The sequence below is a fragment of the Kitasatospora sp. NPDC051853 genome, assembly GCF_044452665.1.
Lineage (GTDB): Bacteria > Actinomycetota > Actinomycetes > Streptomycetales > Streptomycetaceae > Kitasatospora.
Window position 1 is genome coordinate 160,412 of record NZ_JBITBY010000002.1, and the last position, 18,932, is coordinate 179,343.

At 69.8% G+C, this 18,932-nt stretch carries 13 protein-coding genes; 2 read left to right on the forward strand and 11 right to left on the reverse strand.

The genetic code is table 11. The annotated features are described in order from the left end of the window. The first annotated feature begins 139 nt into the window (after positions 1-139). Positions 140-1,378 carry a YncE family protein gene (locus tag ACIA8O_RS05555; RefSeq protein ID WP_396292247.1) on the forward strand — a complete coding sequence of 413 codons (1,239 nt, stop codon included), beginning with the start codon at positions 140-142 and terminating at the stop codon, positions 1,376-1,378. 406 nt (positions 1,379-1,784) lie between these two features. Then, on the forward strand, positions 1,785-4,850 hold the full coding sequence (locus tag ACIA8O_RS05560; protein ID WP_396292248.1) for an NPCBM/NEW2 domain-containing protein: 3,066 nt from the start codon (positions 1,785-1,787) through the stop codon (positions 4,848-4,850). An 82-nt stretch (positions 4,851-4,932) separates the two neighbouring features. Here the strand turns inward: ACIA8O_RS05560 and ACIA8O_RS05565 are convergent, their stop codons facing one another. The 11 genes from ACIA8O_RS05565 to ACIA8O_RS05615 all read right to left on the reverse strand — a co-directional run bounded on the left by ACIA8O_RS05565 (position 4,933) and on the right by ACIA8O_RS05615 (position 18,905). After that, positions 4,933-5,781: an immunity 49 family protein gene (locus ACIA8O_RS05565; protein WP_396292249.1), complete on the reverse strand. Its 849-nt coding sequence runs from the start codon at positions 5,779-5,781 to the stop codon at positions 4,933-4,935. Between the two features lie 318 nt (positions 5,782-6,099). After that, complete coding sequence (locus ACIA8O_RS05570) at positions 6,100-8,676, reverse strand: hypothetical protein (protein WP_396292250.1); 2,577 nt, start codon at positions 8,674-8,676, stop codon at positions 6,100-6,102. A gap of 65 nt (positions 8,677-8,741) precedes the next feature. Then, positions 8,742-9,599, reverse strand: coding sequence for an immunity 49 family protein (locus ACIA8O_RS05575; RefSeq protein ID WP_396292933.1), 858 nt, complete (start codon positions 9,597-9,599; stop codon positions 8,742-8,744). Positions 9,600-9,715: 116 nt separating this feature from the next. Beyond that, positions 9,716-10,570 (reverse strand): immunity 49 family protein, encoded by an 855-nt coding sequence (locus ACIA8O_RS05580; RefSeq protein WP_396292251.1) that lies wholly within the window; start codon positions 10,568-10,570, stop codon positions 9,716-9,718. A gap of 38 nt (positions 10,571-10,608) precedes the next feature. Next, complete coding sequence (locus ACIA8O_RS05585; protein ID WP_396292252.1) at positions 10,609-10,869, reverse strand: hypothetical protein; 261 nt, start codon at positions 10,867-10,869, stop codon at positions 10,609-10,611. A 484-nt stretch (positions 10,870-11,353) separates the two neighbouring features. Continuing rightward, on the reverse strand, positions 11,354-11,605 hold the full coding sequence (locus tag ACIA8O_RS05590) for an immunity 49 family protein (protein WP_396292253.1): 252 nt from the start codon (positions 11,603-11,605) through the stop codon (positions 11,354-11,356). Further along, complete coding sequence (locus ACIA8O_RS05595; protein WP_396292254.1) at positions 11,508-12,218, reverse strand: immunity 49 family protein; 711 nt, start codon at positions 12,216-12,218, stop codon at positions 11,508-11,510. Before ACIA8O_RS05595 ends, ACIA8O_RS05590 begins: the two co-directional genes overlap by 98 nt. Positions 12,219-12,356: 138 nt before the next feature. Then, the gene (locus ACIA8O_RS05600; RefSeq protein ID WP_396292255.1) at positions 12,357-12,977 is read right to left on the reverse strand and encodes an SUKH-4 family immunity protein; all 621 of its coding nucleotides are present in this window, start codon (positions 12,975-12,977) and stop codon (positions 12,357-12,359) included. Positions 12,978-13,014: 37 nt separating this feature from the next. Then, positions 13,015-13,803 carry an immunity 49 family protein gene (locus ACIA8O_RS05605; protein WP_396292256.1) on the reverse strand — a complete coding sequence of 263 codons (789 nt, stop codon included), beginning with the start codon at positions 13,801-13,803 and terminating at the stop codon, positions 13,015-13,017. Between the two features lie 89 nt (positions 13,804-13,892). Beyond that, complete coding sequence (locus ACIA8O_RS05610) at positions 13,893-18,413, reverse strand: toxin glutamine deamidase domain-containing protein (protein ID WP_396292257.1); 4,521 nt, start codon at positions 18,411-18,413, stop codon at positions 13,893-13,895. Positions 18,414-18,524: 111 nt separating this feature from the next. Next, the gene (locus tag ACIA8O_RS05615) at positions 18,525-18,905 is read right to left on the reverse strand and encodes a hypothetical protein (protein WP_396292258.1); all 381 of its coding nucleotides are present in this window, start codon (positions 18,903-18,905) and stop codon (positions 18,525-18,527) included. Positions 18,906-18,932: the final 27 nt, after the last annotated feature.

An 18,932-nucleotide genomic window follows, 5' to 3' on the forward strand; every position in this document is an offset into this window, starting at 1 on the left:
AGGGACTTGACCAAGTCTTGGGGCGGCGTTCGATCCAATTCGTCCGCCAACTCCCCGCATCCGGGGTCTTGCCGTCGCGCCCGCGCCGTCCCTACCGTCGGGTAACGTCCCGCGCCTCCTCCCCATCCAAGGAGCGACCGTGCCCCGGATCCCCCGCACCGCCCTCGTCCTGGCCGCCGCACTCGCGCTGGCCACCCTCAACTCCCCCGCCCCCGCCGCCGGTTCCCCGCCGCTGCGGGAGGTGCTGCTGGTCGGCAACAACTGGGACGGCACCGCCGACGTGCTGGCCTCCTCCGGCAGCCTCGACAAGGTGGGCCGGATCGACGTCGTCCCGGACAAGGCGGAGCGGCTGGCCGAGATCCACCGCGACCCGATCCGGCTGGCCTACTTCCTCGGTGTCCGGCTCGGCCCCGGCGAGGGCCACGACCAGTTCGTCGACGACATGTACACCACCCCGGACGGCTCCTCGGTGGTGGTCTCCCGCCCGAGCTTCGCCGACGTGGTCTCCCTGGACCTGGCCACCGGCCGTCTCAACTGGCGCTTCCCGGTGGCCGGTTACCGCTCCGACCACATGGCGGTCTCCCCCGACGGCACCCGGGTCGCAGTCTCCGCCTCCACCGCCGGCACGGTGCACGTTCTGGACATCCGCACCGGCACCCAGCTGGGCTCCTTCCGCACCGGCGACAAGCCGCACGAGAACCTCTTCACCGACGGCGGCCGACGGCTCTGGAACATGTCGATCGGCGAGGTCACCACCGCCCTGGACGCCCCCTGGCTCGACTGGACCAAGGGCGACCGGCGGATCACCGTGGTGGACGCCGACACCTACGCGCCGGTCAAGGTGATCGACATGCGCCAACGGCTGGACGCGGCCGGCCGCAGCGACCTCTCCGACGCCGTCCGCCCGGCCGCGTTCAGCCCGGACGGCTCCACCCTCTTCTTCCAGCTCTCCTTCTACAACGGCCTGGTGGAGTACGACGTGGCCGCGGACCGGATCACCCGGTTCAAGGAGCTGCCCAAGTCACCGGCCACCAACGAGGACCGCACCACCTGGGTGAACGACTCCCGCCACCACGGCCTCTCGGTCAGCCCCGACGGCGCCCACCTGTGCGTGGCGGGGACGATGGACGACTACGTCACCGTGCTCGACCGGGCCACCCTCCAGGAGGGACCGCTGATCCCGGCCGCCAAGCCGTACTGGGCCACCGTCAGCGGCGACGGCCGTTCCTGCGTCGTCTCCGAGAGCGGCAGCGACCGCGTCACCGCGATCGACTTCGCCACGGGCCGGCCGACCGCCTCCGTGCCGGTCGGCGACCACCCGCAGCGCGTACGCCTCGGCCACGTCCCGGCCGGCTGGACCGGGCCGGCCGCACGCTGAGACTACGCAGACCTGTCATCGCATGCAACACAGGAGTGAAAACTTTCTGACAGACAAGCAGTTCGGCATTGCAAGATCTACGGCGGCCGATGAGCACCACCGCCCCTCGACCGCCCGGCCACCCAGAGCGCCAACCTGACACGCCAGCACCTCTGACCTGCGCGAACACCAGGCCGGTCGGCCCGTTCCGGACGCATCCGAACGGCGCCGACCGGCCTGCACGTTTTTGAAAGCGCTGCGATTGAACGGGATTCAACTATTGACACCACTCCCCGGCGAAGTCCTCAATAGGCGACGCAGTTCAACGACTTCCAACACGGCGAGCGAACCGCCCCCCACCCCTTCGCCCATGCCGCTGCGGCCCCCATGTCCGACCCGCGCCTGCCCCCACCCGAAAGGACCGCCCATGCGCCGCCACCCTCGCGCGCTCTCCGCCGCCATCGCCCTGATCGCCGGCACCATCGCGCTCCCCGCCCTGCCCACCACCGCTTCGGCGGAGGCGGCGGCCGGTCCGTACGTGCTCCAGGTCGAGAACATGTCGCTGACCAACTTCGCGACCGAGACCGTCAACCACACCGCGTACAACAACCCGGTGGAGACCATCACCTACGCCCGCGGCGCGGCCGGCCAGACCAGCACCGCCCGCTCCACCTTCGCCGGCACCGCCGGCACCTACGACCTGATCACCCGTTACAACGGCAAGACCCAGGGCGGCGTCAGCTACCGCCTGACCGTCAACTCCGTGCAGGTGGACAGCTGGAACGGCAACTCCCGCTACGGCGCCGACTACACCGACGCCCGCAACGTCGACAACCGCACCAGCAGCAAGGTCTCCCTCAAGCCCGGCGACGTCATCGAGCTCACCGCCGTCGGCTCCACCGACGTGCCGCGGGTGGACCGCATCACCATCCAGCAGTACGTGGGCGCCCCGACCAGCCCGCTGACCATCAACTCCCCCAACGCCGCCCTGAACGACGGCTTCGCCTGGGGCCGCGACCGCGCGCTCGGCATGACCTTCTACCAGGGCAACCCGCTGATGGGCCACGAGCCCGAGTGGTGGCGCCTGAAGGACGCCACCCACCAGACCGTCCAGCCGGGCTACTGGGGCGCCTACCTCCAGCGCGAGTCCTACTACAACCGTGACATCTCGCACCAGTCGGACGGCGCGCACGTCATCGGTCTCGACAACGAGACCCTCAGCATGTTCAGGACCTTCGCCGCCGACGCCGACGACCCCGGCCAGAACGGCTGGCCGCTGTGGGCCCACAGCTCCACCGGCGCGATGTACTACATCGACCAGACCGGCTTCCGCGAGCTGCCCTCCCCGTTCAACCTGATGGCCAAGGCCTTCAAGCAGTACCAGTGGACCGGCAACGCCGCCTGGATCAACGACCCGGCCCTGTCCGCGTACTACGACTCCACCATGAACCAGTTCCTCACCTCCCACGAGGTCCGCTGGGACGACGCCAACCCCGCCAACGAGCAGCCGGTCGCGAAGAAGCAGAACGGCGAGTACACCGCCACCTTCTTCGAGTTCCCCAACGAGAACCTGACCTCGGCCGCCGACGCGCTGGGCTTCCAGTACCAGTCGATGCTGGCCTACTCGCAGATCCTCAAGATCCGGGGGGACCAGGCGGGGAGCACGAAGTGGGCCGACCGCGCGCAGCGGGTCCGCAACCACTTCGAGAGCCAGTGGTTCGACTCGGCCAACAACCGCTACGTCCGCGGCAAGGACGCCAACGGCACCGGCTACAGCAGCTGGGGCCACGAGGCCAGCTTCCTGATGCTGCTCAACGGCCTGGGCGACCACGGCCAGCGGACGTCCAACTACCTGGACTTCATCGCCGCCAACGACGACAACCTGAACGTCGAGGCCACCTCCTACCTGCCGGAGATGTACTACCAGTACAACCGCAGCGGCGAGGGCTGGTCCTGGCTCAAGAAGCTGATGAAGGACAAGGACACCTACCCCGAGATCTCCTTCCTCGCCGTCAGCAACACCGTCGACGGCATGATGGGCGTCCAGCCCGACGCCCCGAACCACAAGGTCGCCACCGTCTCCCGCCTCACCTCCGAGACCCCGTGGGTCGAGCTCGACCACCTCAAGGTCGGCGACAACGACCTCAAGCTCAAGCACGTCGGCACCACCGGCTCGGTGCTCACCAACAACTCGGGCTCCACGGTGAACTGGGAGGCCCAGTTCTACGGCACCCACTCCACCATCAGCGTCAACGGCACCGCCTACCCGGCGCAGACCAAGTCGCTGTACGGCCAGACCGTCTCCTACGTCACCGTCCCGGTGAACGCGGGCGCCACCGTCACCGCGGCCGCCGGCAACGCCGTGGTCGACACCACCGCCCCGAGCACCCCGTCCGGCCTGGCCACCGCCAACCTCACCGACGCGAGCGTCGACCTGAGCTGGAACGCCTCCACCGACAACGTCGGCCTGACGAACTACCAGGTCCTGCGCAACGGCACCGTGATCGGCACCACCACCGGCACCACCTTCACCGCCAACGGCCTCAGCGGCGCGACCGGCTACACCTTCACGGTCAAGGCCGTGGACACCACCGGCAACGTCTCCGCCGCCAGCAACGCCGCCGCGGTGACCACCCTGCCGACCCCCAAGACGGTCAACCTCAGCGACCTGGCCTGGGCGAGCTACCAGAACTCCTTCGGGACCCCCCGCAAGGACACCAGCATCGACGGCGCCCCGATCAAGCTCCAGGGCACCACCTACCCCAAGGGCATCGGCACCCACGCCAACAGCACCATCACCTACAACCTGGGCGGCGGCTACACCCGCTTCCAGTCCGACACCGGCGTCGACGACGAGATCACCTCCACCGGCTCGGTCCGCTTCGAGGTCTGGGGCGACGGCGTCAAGCTCTACGAGAGCCCCTACACCCTGGGCCCCAACAACCAGACCCAGTCCGTGAACGTCGACGTCACCGGCGTCAACACCCTGGTCCTGAAGGCCCTGGACGGCGGCGACTCGATCAACAGCGACCACGCCGACTGGGCCGGTGCCAAGCTCACCGTCAAGGCCTCGGCCCCGGTCAACGCCAGCGACCTCGCCTGGACCTCGGCCCAGGCCGACTTCGGCACCGTCCAGAAGGACCGCAGCATCGACGGCAACCCGCTGAAGATCAACGGCACCACGTACCCCAAGGGCATCGGCACCCACGCCAACAGCACCATCACCTACAACCTCAACCGCGGCTACACCCGCTTCCAGGCCGACACCGGCGTGGACGACGAGGTCAGCTCCTACGCCACGGTGAAGTTCGAGGTCTGGGGCGACGGCGTGAAGCTCTACGAGAGCCCGTCCGTCCACACCCCGACCACCCCGGTCCAGCCGGTCGACGTCAACGTCACCGGCGTCAACACCCTGACCCTGAAGGTCACCGACGGCGGCAACGGCATCAACAGCGACCACGCCGACTGGGCGGGCGCCAAGTTCCTCCAGTAACCCCCCTCTCGGGTACCCCCTGAACGCCGGAGCCGGCGGGCGCCACTCGGACGCGCCCGCCGGCTCCGGCCTTCCCGCTCCCCTAACGACCCGTCACCAGACCCACCGGCAGGTACTCCGACGCCACCTCGACCCGCATCCCGGCGTCGTGCGCCAGACAGGCCACCGCCAGCGGCGCCAGCGCCACGAACCCGGTGGACGTCGCCGCCCGCTCGCCGTCCGCCGTCCAGTACTCCCGGTGCAGCTCCAACGCCCGCACCAGCGCCGCGTCGAAGCCCGCCTGGTCCCGCGCCACGAACCGCCCGAACAGCTCGACCGCCGGCCGCACCACCTTCACCAGGTGCTCCCGGTCCGCGATCCCGGCCAGCTCCGACCCGGCCGCCGCCTCCAGGGCCTCGACCTTCCCGCGCACCTCCGGCTCCTGCCGCCGGTACGCCTGCAGGGCCTCCACCCACAGCCGGGCGTACTCCTCCTCCACCGCACCCGACTCCCGCAGCACCCCCACCGGCACCGCCGCCAGCCCGTCCAGCAGCCCCTCCTCCCGGCAGACCGCCGCCAGCCAGAACGCCGTCAGCCAGTTCCCCGCGTGCGCCTCCCGCCGCGAGTCCCCCGCCCCCACCGTCCGCACGGCCCCGCCGATCCGGGCCTCCACCCGGCCCTCGCCGTCCTCCAGCCCCGCCACCGCGAACAGCGCCGCCGCCGCCTGAGCCGCCGTCAGGAACGCCTCCCGGCTCTCGGCCCGCTCACCCCCCGGATCCAGCAGCAGCCCGGCCTCGGCCATCACCAACGCCGTCTCCAACACGCTCGCCAACCCCAGCGAAGCTCCCGGCCGCAGCCTCCCCAAGTCCACCGCCAAGTCCTCGCCCAGCAGTGCCAGGCCGCTCTCGACGTGCTCCGTGGAAATGCCGTGCCGCGCCACCGTAACGTTCAACTCTCGCCACTCCCAGGCCAGTTCGTCCCACCCAAGGCGCCACCCGGCACTCCTCCGAGCACCCCGACTACCGTCGGTGCCGCCGCAACTACTCCCCTCAACACCCGCCCGAACCACCCCTGTTCCCAGCCCGCCCTCAGACCTCCGACCGATCCTGGACGTAGTCCCACCGAAGTGGTTTGACCCCGGACACCCCTCAGGTCGGGAACTCACCGACCCACGACCGCCGGAGCAGGTGCTTCGGCGGGTACGCGGACTCCAGGCCCTCCCGCCCGGCCCCGTGAACTCCTGCCCACCGATCGCCGGCGCCCCGGGCCGCTACCCGACCAGGGTGTAGTCGTCCTCAAGGGCCTGGAACCACCACCAGTCCGGACCGCTCTCCCCGGCCGCCCCGGGGTCGACCCGTGCAAGCGCCGCGCGGACGAACGCCAGGAACTCGTAACGCTCCGAGAAATGACGCTCCGTCGACACCGACAGGGCCCACGTGGCCAGTGCCTGACAGGTCGCGAAGGCCGTGAGCGAGGTGTTGACCACCTCCGGCTCGCCGTCGAAGGCCTGGACCACGCGGCCGGTACCGTGCTCCACACAGAGCGCGCTCTCGTCCCCGGACACGGCGATCACCGTGTAGCCGCTCGCGTCCACCTCGCTCTCGACGCCCTCGTCCGCGAGGAAGTCCTCCAGCGACCGCAGGGTCGACAGGGATCCGAGGGTGTCCCGCCAGTGGACGGGGAGGCCGGGAAGCCCCGTCTCGCAGAGGACTCGGGCCGCCTCCGGCAAACCGGCCAACGCGCCGAGCGCACCGGGGTCGGCCACCGCGACGCCCCCTTGGTAGTACGGCCGGAGATCGTCCGCCGCCAGCAGGCCGGGGTTCCACCAAGCGTCCCGGGGCAGCAACGCGGGATCGGTGATCCGCTCGGACAGCACACCGGCCGGATGCCCCTGCGCCCCGTCGAACCGGATCAACGCGACACCGCTGTGCCCCGCGAGGAGGAGCCGACCGTCAGGAAGCGGGTGGGCCTGCGCCCCCGGCCACGGTGCGCAGAGCCCGAAGTCCCCGGTGCCCCCGTCCGGCCCGAAGTCCACCCGGACCCTCAGCAGGCCGTGTCCGCCATCCGCCGGAACCACGGCGACCGTGGCCCCTCCTGCCGCCTTCCCTCCGAGGGCGTCCGCCGTCTCCGGCGGGTGCGTGGTCGCCTCACCCTCCTGCACCCCGTCCGTCAGCGAGTACCAGCGGTACTTCCGGTCGTAGGCCGACCTGAGGCACACCGCTCCGTCGGCTCCGACCGCACCGCGCCAGCCGACGACCTCGACCGGACCCGTCCAGCCCGCACAGAACTCCCTGGCATCGAACGCCCCTTGCGGACGCCAGAGCGCCCAGTCCGCCCGCCAGGGCAGCACCAGTCCGGTCCCGTCCAACGTCCGGACCAGCTCCTCGTCGCCCCAGGCCTGCGCGGCGAACCGCAGCCGGGCCGCCCATTCGACGGCACCGCGCCGGGAGTCGGACCGGTACACCTGCACGGCCTCGGTGACGGCACCGCGTCGCCGGGCTTCCGGGCCGTCCACCCCGCCGACCACCCCGCCGACCGCGGCCACCGCCTCGGCGAGTGCCTCGGGATCGCCCAGGACCAGCACCCGCGCGTCGGCCAGCCACTCGTCCAACCGACCGCCGTCCAGGGCGTGTCCGACACCGAACTTCAGCGCGTACGTCTCGGCCGCCGTCAACGACCGGCCCCGGATCACCGCGGTCACGTCATCCGGAAGCGCCTCCCGGAGCACCGCAGTGATCCTCCGCTGAACCTCCGAGACCCCCGGGCCGTACGAAGCGGCCGCGGCCTCCGCCAGGGCCCCGTCACGCAACCTGACGTGCCCCACCGGAACGGCCCCCGCTTCCTCCACCACTGCGGCGGACAGGAACGAGGCCACCGCCCCCTCGAAGGCGCTCAACTCCTCCCGCGTGACCCGGTCGCCGGTCACAGCGGCCGCGGCCCGCAGCCGCAGCTCGCCGGGCATCCCGACGATGCCCTCGGCCAGCACCACCGGTGCCAGCAGCTTCCGGGCACGCGATGCGTCCCGGCCGAAGGCGTCGAGGACGAACTCCCAGGCGCCCTCCAACGATCCGGGAAGCGTCCCCACCTCACCGGAACGCGCCCGGAGTTCCCTCGCGAGCACCTCCGCCACCAGGAAATTCGGCCAGGCCGCCACCGCCACCGCCGACGCGGCGGAAGCCGCGTCTCCCTCCCGGTCGGCGAAGACCGAACCCGGTGCGTCCAACAGACTCCGCACCCACGCCGTGAACGCGGCGCGGTCGGGCGCGAAACGCTCCCGGTCGAGGTCGATCACCGATGCGGCCAACTTCGGCTTCCAGCGCAGCAGTTCGGCCAAGGTGGCCCGGTCGACCTCAGCCAGCAGGAACGCCAGACCACCCCCGGGCCGCTTCGCGGTGACCGGGTCGATCAGCTTGCGCACCAACTCCGGCACGCCGGCCGACCGCCGGACCGTCACCCTCAGCCGACCAGGAGCACCGGACAGCAGAACACCCAGTGGAGAGTCACTCTCCTTGAGCGCGCGGGTCAACCCGGAGACGTCGCCGTCGTACCGGATCCGGTCCGCCAACCCCATGCCGTCCGCGAGCGACCGCAACCACTCCGCGCCCGTCCCGCCGTCCCCGTCCGCCACCCCGTCGAAAGCGCCGACCGGCGGCAGTGGCCCGTCAACGGCGGCGACCAGCTCACGAGTTTCGGCATCGGCCGCACAGGCCGTCCTGACAAGAAGCCGGCTCTTTCCCGCCCCGGGGTTGCCGGTGATCAGCCTGATGCCGTCTCCGAGGTCACGCCGTTCCAGCCAGGCAGCCAGTTCCTCCGCAGCGGTCTGACGTGCTGCCAGTTCGAAACGCATCCGGCGGTCCCACTCCTCGGTTCTCGGCTGGTCGTCTGTACTCTGCCTGGCTCGGCCCCACCGGGTCAGGTGGTCTCGTACTCGCCGATCCAGCTGCGGTCCAGCAGGTTCTCCGGCAGGTAGCCGGACTCCACGTCAATCTGCATCCCGCTGTCGTACGCCATGCACGCCACCGCCAACGGCGCCAGGGCGAGAAAGCCAGTGGACTCGATCGACAGCTCCCGATCGCCCGTCCAGTACTCCTTGTGCAACTCCAACGCCTGCACGAGCGAAGCGTTGAACGCCGCCTGATCATCCTTCAGGAACTGGTAGAACATCTCCATCGGCGGATAGGCCACCCGCAACAGGTAGTCCTTGGAAGCGATCCGCGCGACCTCCGGATCCGAGCCCTCGATCGCGGCCGCCAGCTTCTCCACCTGCTGAGGCTCCTTCCTCCAGTACGCCTGCAGCGCCTCCACCCACACGTAGATGTACTCGTCGTACACGGCGCCGGACTCCCGCAACAGCTCGACGGGCACCGCCGCCAGAGCGTCGAGCCGCTCCGTCTCCCGGCACACGATGCAGAGCCAGAACGCCGCCAACCAGTTCGCCGCATGCACCTCCCGCAGCGAATCACCAGCAGGAATCGTCCGCACTTCACCGGCGATCCGACACTCCGCCGCACCCTCGGCGAGCCCGGCAGCGGTGAACAACGCCGACGACGCCTGCATCGCCGTCAAGAACGCGTCCCACGTCTCGATCCGATCGGCCTTCGGGTCCGTCAACGTGTGCATCTCCGCGATGGTCACGGCCGTGTCCATGACCTGGTACGCACCGAGCGGCTGAGAACCCAGGGTCCCGAGCCACATGGCGAGGTACCTGTGCATCTTCCCCAGCACGGACTCGGCGTTTGTGGCGACGACCTCATGCCGCGCGACGATCACAGTCAACTGGCCCAGCCCCTCTCCATCGGATTTCCCTTCTCCGCATCGCCGTCAAGAGCGCGTCCCGCGTATCGATCCGCAACGGAGCAAGGGAGGCGCACTCCGGAGAAGCACCGTCAGGCAGTCGGGTAATCGCCGACCCAGGAACGCTCCAGGAGGTTCTTCGGCAGGTACTCCGACTCGATCTCGATCGGGACCCCTCCGTCATACGCCATGCACGCCACCGCCAACGGCCCGAGAGCGACGAACCCCGTCGATGTGATCGCCCGGTCGTCGTCCTCCTCGGACCAGAAGTCGCGGTGCAGTTCGACCGCCTCCACCAGTGCCGCGTTGAACTTCTCCCCGTCACCGCGCAGCAGTTGGTACAAGACAGCCATCGGCGGATAGATCAGGCTCAGCACCGACTCCGGCTTGCCGACCCGCAACACCTCGGGGTCGGTGCCCTCGATCGCCGCCGTCAGCTTCTCCACCACCACCGAGTCCTTGCGCCAGTACGCCTGCAGGGTCTCGACCCAGGAGTACACGTACTCGTCGTACACCGCTCCCGAAGCACGCAGTACCTCAATCGGTACCGCACACAGCATGTCCAGCCGCGCCGGCTCGCGGCAGATGACGGACAGCCAGAAGGCCTCCACCCACGTGCCCGCATCGGCCGCGCTCTGCGGCCCGGTCGCGGCAATCAGCCGCGTCTCCTCACCGAAGCGGCACTCCACCGGAGACACCTCCGACGTGGCGACCGCGAAGAGCGCCGTCCTCGCATGCATCGCCAGCACATAAGCGTCCCACGTCTCCAACTGCCGCGCGGTCGGATCCAGCAGCCCGCGCGACTCGGCGACCGTCAACGCGACCTGACCGACCCGCGCCAACTCCCGAGGCCCCGCATCGACCACCGCCAGCGCCCGCGACAACGACCGCCCCAGCACTTCGAGACCGCGTTCCGCATTGCCGGTAGGCACCTCGTGGCGCGCCAACCGGAAGGCCCCTCGGCCCGACTCCATCGCGGCAGCCGTCACGCGTCGAACTCGCCGACCCGACTGCCCCGCACCAGGTGCTTCGGCAGACAGCCCGACTCCACGTCCGTGTAGTCCGCCGACCCGATTGTCGGAATCGTCCGCACCGCACCCGCGATCCGGCACTCCGCATCCCCCTCGGCGAGCCCGGCCGCCGTGAACAACGCAGACGACGCCTGCATCGGCGTCAAGAACACATCCCAACTCTCGATCCGATCAGCCTTGGGATCAGCCAGGATGTGCATCTCCGCGATGGTCATCGCCACATTCATGACCCGGGACACACCAAGAGGCTGGAACCCCACTCGCTCCAGACAGAAGGCGAAGTACTGACCCAGCTTCTCAACGGCAGACCCGACGTCTCCGCCGGCGCTCTCATGACGTGCGACAACCACCGTCACCTGACTCAGAACTCCCTCTCCCTGCTGCCCAGGCTCCCTGAGCGGCACTCAACCGGAGACGTCTCCGACGTGGCGACCGCGAAGAGCGCCGTCCTCGCATGCATCGCCAGCACATAAGCGTCCCATGTCTCCAACCGCCGCGCCGTCGGATCCAGCAGCCCACGCGACTCGGCGACCGTCAGTCAACGCGACCTGGCCGACCCCCAGCCAACTCCCGCGGCCCCGCATCGACCACCGCCAGCGCTCGCGACAACGACCGCCCCAGCACCCCGGGGCCCCGTTCGACATTGCCGGTCGGCACCTCGTGGCCAGCCAGCCTGACAACCGATTCTCTGGACAGCACTCAGGTGGGGAACTCGCCGATCCAGGAGCGCCCCAGTAGATGCTTCGGGAGGTACTCCGACTCCACGTTGACGCTGAGCCCGGCATCCCGCGCCAGGCAGGCGACGCCGAGCAGGGCCAGCGCCACAGCTCCCTCCGGGTCCGATCGACGCTCCTCATCCACGGACCAGTACTGCTGGTAGAGCTGAACTCCCTCGGCCAGCGCGGAGTCGAAGCCCTCCTGGTCCCGCTGAACCACATGGAAGAAGGCCACCAGTGGGGGGGTACAGGACCTTGAGCATCAGCTCGGCACCGGCAACCTCGGCACGGTCCGGGTCAGCCCCCTCAACCGCTTCGGCCAGCCGGTCACCAAGCTCATCGCCGTCGTTCCAGAAGGCTTGCAAGGCCGCAACCCACGGGTACACGTATTCGTCGAACTCGGTACCCGACCCGCGCAGTACTTCTTCCGGCACGCGGCTCAGCGTCGAAAGACGCCCGGGCTCCTGGCAGACGACACCGAGCCAGAAGGCGTTCAGCCACGCTCCCGGCCCCGTGAACTCCTGCGCACCGATCGCCGGCACGTCCCAGAGGGTCCCGTCGATACGGCACTCGACGGTGTCGTCCTCGTCGGCGGTCGCGGCCGCGAACACCGCCGTGGCGACCTGCATCGCGAGGACGTGCGCCTCCCAGGTCCCGAGCCTGTTCGCCGTCGGGTCGGCCAGCGATCGAAGCCGGGCGACCGTCATCGCCGTCTCGAAGGCACCGCCGAGGACCTGCGGTGAACTCTCCACCGACTCCAGCGATTCCGACACACCACGACCGAGCACCTCGGCCAGGTCCTCCGCCCCGCCCACCGGAATCCCATGACGGGCCACCCTGCTGATCATCGTGGTCCTCCCTGACCCGGCTCACGTGATGCGTCCCCGGCCCGCGGCACCGTCCAACGGCAACGACGCCCCATCGGGACGGTCACTTCGTGGGCTCCGAGGTGGTGATGGGACAGTAGATCGTGACAGGTCGTCGACCTACTCGTCGTACTCGTCGATGTACTCGAACACGCCGCCCCAGGGCTCCGGATGGGCGGCCCGCAAGCCGAGCCGGTCGAGCCGGCCCAGAAAGGTCTCCAGTGCGGGTTCGAGGTCCGTCTCCACGTCGTCCACCTGTGCCACCGCAGTCACTGCGAGCCCGACGACCGAGACCAGACGCGCGACCGAGGGCGCGTAGTGCCCGCCGTAGCCCCTCCCCCGGTCCCACTCGTCCGGGAGGAACAGGTCAACGGCGCCGGACTCACCGTCCAGCACGAAGTGGAAGTCCGGATGCTCCATCAGCTTGATGCAGACGTCCGAGGGAGCACCGTCACCCTGCGGACGAGACCCGCTGTACAGCTCGTCCGCCCTCTGGACCCACAAGCCGTCCTGACGCAGGAACCGGGCGTCGAGGCCGAGCCGCCCGATCCTGACCGCGGGCAGGCCCACCGTGGTCAGGAAGAACCGGGTCGGACGGTGGGTCAGCCCGTCCGGCAGCTCGGCCTCGGACGGACGCCAGAGGCCATCCACGCCGAACACCTGCTCCAGCCACGCCGGATCCGGCCCCGCCGCCCCGTCGGGCAGGTCGGCGTTCGGAGGGGTGCCGGGTGTCCGTGCCACGTCTTCCTCAGCTCTGTCAGGTGCCGGCCCGACCAGTTCAGGTGGTCTCGTACTCACCGATCCAGCTGCGGTCCAGCAGGTTCTCCGGCAGGTAGCCGGACTCCACGTCGATCTGCATCCCGCTGTCGTACGCCATGCACGCCACCGCCAACGGCGCCAGCGCCAAGAAGCCGGTGGAAGTGATCGTCCGGTCCTCGTCCGACGTCCAGTACTGCCTGTGCAGCTCCAACGCCTGCACCAATGAGGCGTTGAACGCTGCCTGATCACCCTTCAGGAACTGGTAGAACATCTCCATCGGCGGGTACGCGATCCTCAACAGGTAGTCGGAGGAAGCGGCCCGCGCGACCGCCGGATCAGATCCCTCGATCGCGGCCGCCAACTTGTCGACCTGCTGCGGCTCCTTCTTCCAGTACGCCTGCAGTGCCTCCACCCACGAGTAGACGTACTCGTCAAACACCGCACCGGACTCCCGCAGCACCGACAGCGGTACCGAGGCCAGCACGTCCAGCCGCTCCGTCTCCCGGCACACGACGGCGAACCAGAAGGCCGTCAGCCAGTTCCCCGCATGCGCTTCCCTCCTGGAATTGCCGGCAGGAACGCTCCGCACCTCACCGGCGATCCGGCACTCAGCCGCACCCTCGGTGAGGACGGCCGCCGCAAAGAGCGCCGATGACGCCTGCATCGCCGTCAAGAACGCGTCCCAGGTATCGATCCGTCCGGCCGTCGGATCGAGCAGCACCCGTCCCTCTGCGATGGTGACGGCAGTATCCATGACCTCGTTCAGCCCCAGCGGCCGGCTTCCGAAGTCCTCGAGGTCAGAGGACAAGTCCTCGCCCAACCTCTCCAAGGCACGCGGGGTGTGCTCCGTGGAGATCTCATGACGTGCAACGACCACAGTCAACTGAGCCAGCCCCTTCAGATCGGGTTGCCATTGGCATCGAGGTTGTAGATGTTGAAACGCTCCATCTTATATCCGTCGTACTTGTCCCTGAACTTGTTCCCGTCCGGCGTCTGCAGATCCGGTCCAGACGTTCCGTCACCCGACTGTCCGTCAGAACCGTCCAGCGGCACTCGCTTGACCTTTGCCTGAACAACCACGTAGACGACCTTCTGGTCCCTCAGTGCCTGCTTCAGGTCGCGCGCAAGGTCGCCTTCCTTCGTATCCGAGATACCGCGCTTCTTCATCTGGGCCAGAATTGCTTCGAAGTACGCCGGGTGCCCCTGCTGCACCTGCCGTCCCGAAACATCCTTTCGACTGCCCAGGTCCGCTGATGGTGCCTTGGCTTCCACAACCAGTATCCTGCCGTCCGGCAGGCGGTAGATCTGGTCGAACCTGTTGTTGCCCTTCTTCATGTTGTCCACGCGGTCCGCACCGGGGAAGTGATCACGCACTGCATGGAACTGGGCAGCCTCCTCGCCCAGTTTCTCCCCGACGTCGCCGACCTCCCTGTGAGAGTCCGCGTAGGAAGACCGCGAATCAGCGAGAACCTGCTCCGTCTCAGGCGTCGAGTGCGCGTCGTCCTCGGCCTTCGCAGCGTCAAGGGCCGCCCTGTTCCCCTGATCCGTGGTGATCGCAGCGCGGCGCTCCTGCACGACCTTGTCGAAGGCCTTCTTGCGCTCCTCCGTCAAGGTGTCCACGTCACCGTCCTTGCGGTCGGTCGTCTTCGACGGAAGCGGTGTCGCTTCGTTGGCGGTCCACGTCCCTGGGTTGTCCGGGTCGTCCCTGAGAATCGTCAGCGGCTCACCGGTCTCGTCGTCGACGCCCTTGGCATCCCACCGATGACCGTCACCCGGGCGGTAATGCCGGTTGAACCACGACTTGTCGGGATCGTTCGCCTTCCGGACCTGCTCCTCTACGACCCGTTTACGTGCTTCGACCGCATCGGTGTCCGGAGCGGTACCGGCGGCTTCTTCGGGGGCGGTGCGGTCGTGGTCGGGGTTGTGGGTGGGGTCGGTGGTGTGGTGGTCGGGGGTGGTGGGGGTGCGGTCGGGGTCGAGGGGGATGGCGAAGACGCCGTTGTCGCCGTTGTGGAGGGGCTGGTTGCTGCGCTTTCCGGTTTGGGCGTCGATGTAGGTGATGGTGCCGTTGTGGTTGACGGCGTTCCAGGCGTGGGAGCGGCCGTCCTTGTCGGTGGTGATGATGACGGCCTGGGAGCCGTGGCCGCTGTTGCGCAGGGTGTCTTCGAGGCGGCGGTAGGCCTGGGGGCCGTTGCCCATGTCGTTGAAGCGGGCGCCGAGGGCGTTTTCGATGCGGTCGCGGCCGCCGCGCTCGCCCCGGTCGGAGGGGTTGCCGCCTGCGTCGGTGTCGGGGGTGCGGGAGGCGGCGGCGGTGGGGTGGCCGGAGTAGGTGTCCACCATCGCCAGGGCGACGTCGACGCAGTTGTTGTTACGCCCCGGCGCGTTGGGGTCGGTGCCGTTGACGGCGGCGGGCCAGTTGCCGTCGTTGGGGTCGGGGTGACGGGTGGGGGTGCCGTCGGGGTTGCGGGGCACCGCGTCGTTGACGTGCCGGTTGTCGGCGGGTGAGGGGTCATCGAGGCCGCCGGGGCTGCCCTGCGGGCGGTCCTGGGTGGCGGGCCGGTAGGGCTCCTTCGACACCTGGCCGTCGTTGTCGTCGGTGCGGTGGGTGGTGTGGCCCTCGGGGTCCAGCCGGCTGCCGATGTCCGGCCTGGTGCCGTCGTCGTGGTGCGAACGGGGCGCGTCCGGGCGGGAGTTGTTGCCGCCGTCCGGGTCGAGCCGGTTGCCTATGTCCGGGCGCGGCGTCGTGTCCGGCTTCGGCGTCGCGGTGTTCTGCCCGTTGGGATCGAGGCGGTTGTTGATGTCCGGGCGCGGCGTGCTGTCCGGCTTCGGCGTCGCGGTGTTCTGCCCGTTCGGGTCGAGCCGGTTGCCCAGGTCCGGGCGCGGGGTCGCGTCCGGCTTGGGCGTCTGGTTCTGGCCGTCGGGGTTCAGGCGGTTGCCGAGGTCGGGGCGCGAAGTGGCGTCCGGCCTCGGGGTGGTGTTCTGGCCGTCGGGGTTGAGGCGGTTGCCGATGTCGGCGGGGCGGGGGTTGGCGTAGGCGGCGCGCGGATCCGGGCGATTGGTGGCGGGGCCGCGGTCGGCGGCCGGACGCGGCCCGAAGGTCGGCCCGTCACTCTCGGGGCGGCGCTGCGAGGGCACCGGACCCGTCGGCGTGGCCGGCGCCTGCGGTGCGGTGGGCCGGTTCGGCGCAGTGCTCGGGGTGGCGGCCTGCGGGGTACCGGCGTGCGGGACACCACCCGCCATCCCCGGAGTCCCCGGCGTGCCGGGGGTGTTGGGGGTGGGGTCGCCGGTGGGCACCGGACCCGGACGGTGATCCGACGACGACGCCGGCGGGGCGGTGGCGGTGGCGCCCAGGCCCGCGGTGTTCAGCCGCGGGGTGCCCGCAGGCGACGCCGGGTCCGACGACGTGGGGGCGGGGGTGGGGTCGTTGGCGAACGCGGTCCTGGGGTCCACCCGCGTCGGCGACGGCGAGGGCGTGCTGCCGTCCGGACCCGGCGCATGCGACGAAAGCGGGGTGTGGGCGGGGGCGCCGGCCGGCTCCGCGGGCGCGGTGCGCTCCGGCGCGGGCTGCTGCGGGGACGGCGTCGTGGCATCGGGGCGCGTCGATGCGGGCTCCGGCGCGCTCTCGTGACGCGGCGTCGGCACATCCGCCGCAGGACGTCCCGCCTCCGGCGCAGGGGTGTGCCCGGGCTGCGGAGCCGGTCCCGCCTCGGAGGGGCGCACCGGCCCCAGCGTCGGCGCAGCAGGCTCCTGCGACGGCCGCGACGGACCCTCGTTGGTGGTCGGCCGCGTCGAACCCGGATCGTGCTCAGGCGTACGGGACGGGCCCTCGTTCGCCGACGGACGCGTCGAACCCGGGTCGTGGTCAGAGGTGCGCGACGGACCATCGTTCGCCGAGGGCCTGGTCGAACCGGAGTCGTGCTCGGGCGTACGCGACGGACCGTCGTTGGCGCTGGGCCGGGTCGGGCCCGGGTCATGGTCAGGTGTGCGCGATGGACCGTCGTTCGCCGACGGACGCGACGAACCCAAGTCCTGGTCAGGAGTGCGCGACGGACCCTCGTTGGTGGTCGGCCGCGTGGAACCCGGGTCGTGATCCGGGGTGCGCGACGGACCGTCATTGGCGCTGGGCCGGGTCGAGCCCGGGTCCTGGTCAGGCGTGCGCGTCGAGCCGGAGTTGTCCGGCGCCGAACGGCCTTCCGGGGCAGGGGTGTTGGTGCGGCTTCCCGCGTCGTCGTTGCGTGCCGGCGGCGTGCTGCTCTCCGGCGTCACCGGCGTGCGCGACGGACCGTCGTTCGCCGCGTCCGGACCCACCCGCGTACCGAACGGGTCCAACGCCGGCGACGGCGTCCGCGACGGAGACGAATCCCCACCCGGCTGCGACGGCGCCGCCGTGTGGCTCGGGGTCGTACTCGTCGTCGGCGAACCGGTCGAAGCCGGCCCCGTGTCACGCGAGCCGGAGCTGTCTCCCGACGATGTGCTGTGCGTGCTCGACGGACTCGAAGAGGACGAAGACGCCGAAGAGTTCGACGACGACGGCGTGGAACTGGACGAGGACGGCGAACTGCTCGACGTGGGAGCCGAGTTGGACGGCGAGGAGTTGGACGTGGTCGACGGCGAGGAGCTGTTGCTGTTCGACGAGCCCGCGTCGTTGTTGGAGCCCGAGTCGTTGTTGCGACCCGCCGCGCTCTCCAACCCGTCCCGCGCATGCCGCCCCGCCCGCGAACCCACCCCGTCCCGCAACGCCTCCGTGAACGTCTGCCCCGAGTTCTTCACCGCATCCGTGAAGTCCTCCGCACCCCGCTTCGCCGTCCGCCCCAGGTCATACCCGTCCTGCGCACCGAAACCCTGGTTCACCGTCTGCGCGATCAGATCACTGATCATCCCCTGAACAGCCGAAACCACCGGCTCCTTCAGCGTCTCCATGATCGCCTCGACCAGAGCCTGCCGCAGCTCCTTCAACAGCCGCCGCACGATGGCCTTCGTCGCCAACGTCGCCCCGGCCGCCCCCAACTCCGACAACCCCAACGTGAACGGCGCCGCCGCCTGAGCAGCGATCAACTCCACCGCCAACGCCACCAACTGCGCAATCACAGCGATCTTGCACGTCACCACGATCACCGCAGCAGCATCGAACGCCGCCGCGATCAACCGCGCAGCCGTCGCCGCATCCGCCAGATACCCGCCCCCACCACCCGAGAACTTCTCCCACGTCCCCCGGAACGCATCGATCGAATCACCCGAATTGCTCGACAACACCCCGTTCGCCGCCGACGCCCCCCGATAGTGCAACTCCTCCACCTGATCGGCGAAGTCACGCCACACCTGCGCCGACTCCCGCAGCTTGTCCTCATTCGCCGTCGGCCAGTCGAAGCCCAGCATCTCGAGAACCCACTCGACGCTGTCCGGCAACATGAGCGCCATCTGGCCATTCCCCCTGCGGTGACGAAGACTTCAACTACGAACGGGTGGACGAACGGCGGTGGCCGGGCCCGCCCTCGGACCCGGCCACCCACGCCGTGGGACGACGGTGCGTCAGTGTTGCGGGCGGTGGATCGCCTGGACCCGCTGGCCGAGCATGCCCTGGCGGCCCTCCATGGTGCGGATGTCGCCGCTGGTCTGGGACTCGTTGTTCTCGTGGGCGACGGCCATGCCCTGGAGCTTCTGGCCGATCTCGCCGATGCGCTCGCCGAGCGACTGCATCGACTCCTTCATGCCGTCGCGCAGGCCCTCGTAGACGACGCCGAACTTCTCACCGAGGTCGTCGTCGCCCCACGGCGGGGTGTCGCCCTTCTCCAGGGCCTCCAGCCTGCTGGAGAGGTTCTTCACGGCCGCGAGGAAGTCCTCACCCATGCTGGCCATGTTCCTGCCCTCGGACCGGAGACTGTCCGGGTCCACCACGATCTGCTGTGACATCTGCGCCCCCTACTGCACTGCCCGCTA